The organism is Nocardia wallacei (assembly GCF_029868745.1).
Lineage (GTDB): Bacteria > Actinomycetota > Actinomycetes > Mycobacteriales > Mycobacteriaceae > Nocardia > Nocardia wallacei_B.
In genome coordinates this window covers 1-2,429 of record NZ_JARWOP010000112.1, presented here as the reverse complement: position 1 = coordinate 2,429, position 2,429 = coordinate 1, and the positions used below count along the sequence as shown (strand labels likewise).

The 2,429-nt window shown below is 65.9% G+C and carries 1 protein-coding gene; it reads left to right on the top strand.

The window, feature by feature from the left end; all coding sequences use genetic code 11:
• The first annotated feature begins 713 nt into the window (after positions 1-713).
• Positions 714-2,255, top strand: a complete 1,542-nt coding sequence (guaB, locus tag QH470_RS08505; protein ID WP_280271727.1) for an IMP dehydrogenase — start codon at positions 714-716, stop codon at positions 2,253-2,255.
• The last annotated feature ends 174 nt before the right edge of the window (positions 2,256-2,429 follow it).

Sequence of the window (2,429 nt, the reverse complement as noted above, 5' to 3'; positions counted from 1 at the left end):
CGTCTTTCGTTCTCTTGCCCCCCCCAAAAAACCCCTTTCCGGGGCTTAAAATTTTGGGGGTGGGGTGGATATTGGGTTTTTTTTTGTGGTTGGGGGTGGGTGGGGTTTGGGGGTGGGTGGTTGTGGGGAAGGCTTTCGAGGGTGTGGCGTGCGGGGAGGATGTTCGGGGGAAGTAGGCAGGTTGGGGGAGATCGTTGGGAGGTCGTGGTGGGCGCGGAGCTCCGGAGGCGGGTGGGTGTGGGGGGAAGATGTCCGGGTGATGTGGGGAAGGCGGGGGACAGTTTCTGTGTGTGGTGGTGTGTGTAGAAGATTTTCGGAAAGTGGGGGCGTGGGGAGGGGCTTTCGGCGGACGGACGTGAGGGTGTGTGGGGAGGCGGAGGAGTGGGCTTGGGGAGGTGAGGTCGGGAGGGGGCGTTCGGTGAGACCAGGGTGATCGGTGTTCGGGGGGGTGGGTTGTGGCGGCGACTCGGTTCGTGGGTGGGCTGTGGGGATGTGGTGCGGGGTGGGTTGCTCGGGGTTGTCGGCGTGTCGTGGGGGTGGGGGTGTGGCGGAGATTACTGGGACTGGTCGCTGCGGCGGTCGATTTGCGCGGTCGATACCATGGACGGAACCGGTGCCGGGTATCGATCTTCGGCTCCGGCAATCCGTCAGACGTTCGCGGTCCGGGTCGATCCCCGGATTGTTGCTTTCGAGGTCCAGGAGGGGTCGATCCGATGAGTAGTCCCGTGATGGGCGAACACGCCGTCCGCCCTCATACGGGTGGTGACGATCCGAACAAGATCGCCATGCTCGGCCTCACGTTCGACGACGTGCTGTTGCTGCCGGCCGCCTCGGATCTCATTCCCAGCTCGGTGGAGACCTCCAGCCGGCTGACCCGTGAGATCACGTTGCGCACCCCGCTGGTGAGTTCGGCGATGGACACCGTCACCGAGGCCCGCATGGCGATCGCGATGGCACGCGCCGGCGGCATGGGCGTGCTGCACCGCAACCTCGCCGCCGCCGACCAGGCGGCCGCGGTCGAGACGGTGAAGCGTTCCGAGGCGGGCATGGTCACCAACCCGGTCACCTGCCGCCCCAGCGACACCCTCGCCGAGGTCGACGCGATGTGCGCCCGGTACCGCATCTCCGGCCTGCCCGTGGTCGACGAGACCGGTGAGCTGGTGGGCATCATCACCAACCGCGACATGCGTTTCGAGGTCGACCAAGAGCGCCGCGTCGCCGAGGTGATGACCAAGGCGCCGCTGATCACCGCGCAGGAGGGCGTGACCGCCGAGGCCGCGCTGGGCCTGCTGCGCCGCCACAAGGTGGAGAAGCTCCCGATCGTCGACGGCAACGGCCGCCTGCGCGGACTCATCACCGTCAAGGACTTCGTCAAGACCGACCAGTACCCCAACGCCACCAAGGACCGCGACGGACGGCTGCTCGTCGGCGCCGCCGTCGGTGTCGGCGAGGACTCCTGGTCGCGCGCCATGACCTTGCGCGACGCCGGCGTGGACGTGCTCATCGTCGACACCGCGCACGGCCACCAGGTGCAGGTGCTGCAGATGGTCGCGAAACTCAAGACCGAAGTGGGCGACCGCATTCAGATCGTCGGCGGCAATGTCGCGACCCGGGCGGGCGCCGCGGCGCTCATCGAAGCCGGTGTCGATGCGGTCAAGGTCGGGGTCGGGCCGGGCTCCATCTGCACCACCCGCGTCGTCGCGGGTGTCGGGGCGCCACAGATCACCGCCATTCTCGAGGCCACCGCCGTTGCCACGCAGGCTGGTGTGCCGGTGATCGCGGACGGCGGTATCCAGTACTCCGGTGATGTGGCCAAGGCCATTGCGGCCGGGGCTTCCACTGTCATGCTCGGGTCGCTGCTGGCCGGGACCGCGGAATCGCCGGGGGAATTGATTCTCGTCAACGGCAAGCAGTTCAAGAGTTATCGGGGGATGGGGTCGTTGGGGGCCATGCAGGGGCGGGGGCAGGCTAAGTCCTACTCCAAGGATCGGTACTTTCAGGACGATGTGCTTGCCGAGGACAAGCTGGTTCCTGAAGGGATCGAGGGGCGGGTGCCGTTCCGGGGGCCGGTTAATCAGGTTATTCACCAGCTGGTGGGGGGGTTGCGGGCGGCTATGGGGTATACGGGGGCGCAGTCTATTTCGGATTTGCAGCGGGCTCAGTTTGTGCAGATTACTGCGGCTGGGTTGAAGGAGAGTCATCCGCATGACATCACGATGACTGTTGAGGCGCCTAATTACACGGGGCGTGGGTGAGGGTTGGGTTGGTCGGGAGCCGTTGTTCGCGGGTGTGTTTGTGAGGTGTTGGTGGGTGGCGTGTTGAGTTAGGTGGGGGCTGTATTTTTGGCCTTCGCTTCGCTTCGGCGGGTTTTCGGCGCCCTTGGTCTCGGTTTTCGGGTGCCGCTGCTGGCTCCTTCGTCGCATTGCAGC